The sequence below is a fragment of the Psychromonas sp. 14N.309.X.WAT.B.A12 genome, assembly GCF_030397575.1.
In the GTDB taxonomy this organism is placed as follows: domain Bacteria; phylum Pseudomonadota; class Gammaproteobacteria; order Enterobacterales; family Psychromonadaceae; genus Psychromonas.
The window spans coordinates 1-939 of sequence record NZ_JAPNXS010000028.1; the positions used below are offsets into that span (position 1 = coordinate 1).

Sequence of the window (939 nt, forward strand, 5' to 3'; positions counted from 1 at the left end):
AAACCATTATTACCGTCACTGCTTCAGATGCGGCAGGTAATAGCGCGACAAACACTGGCACGGTTGAAGTGGATACGACTGGCTTAAATGTGAGTATTGATGCGTTAGTGACTAACGAGACGTCACCTGCGTTAAGCGGTAGCATTGACGACCCAACTGCGACCGTGATTGTGACAGTCAATGCGGTTGATTACACCGCAGTGAATAACGAAAATGGGACCTGGAGTTTAGCGGCTGATACTTTACCTGACTTAACCGAAGGTGAGGTTGAAGTGAGTGTATCTGCGAGTGATGAAGCCGGCCATAGCGATAGCGCAACAACAACCATTGAGATTGATACCACCGCACCAGTGGTCAGCGTCGATTCAATTATTACTACCGATAACACACCGATGTTAACGGGGAGTGTTGACGACAGCACTGCAGTGGTCGTGGTGATGGTTAATGATATTGAATATACAGCAACCAACAATGCTAATGGTACGTGGACATTAGCGGATAATACCTTACCTGCACTGAATGATGGTGAAACCATTATTACGGCTACGGCCACTGATACAGCAGGTAATACAGCAACCAATACCGGCACGGTCGAAGTGGATACGACTGGCTTAAACGTGAGTATTGATGCGTTAGTGACTAACGAGACGTCACCTGCGTTAAGCGGCAGTATTGATGACCCAACTGCGATCGTGATTGTGACGGTCAATGCGGTTGAGTACACCGCAGTGAATAATGAAAATGGAACCTGGAGTTTAGCAGCTGATACTTTACCTGACTTAACCGAAGGTGAGGTTGAAGTGAGTGTGTCTGCGAGTGATGAGGCCGGCCATAGCGACAGCGCAACAACAACCATTGAGATTGATACGACTGCACCAGTGGTGAGCGTCGATTCAATTATTACCAATGATACAACTCCTGCGATCACCGGTACGATTG

The 939-nt window shown here is 47.6% G+C and carries 1 protein-coding gene; it reads left to right on the forward strand.

Annotated features, from left to right (window positions below; genetic code table 11):
- A partial coding sequence (locus tag OW492_RS16915; RefSeq protein WP_290041699.1) for an Ig-like domain-containing protein occupies window positions 1–939 on the forward strand: 939 nt, incomplete at both ends.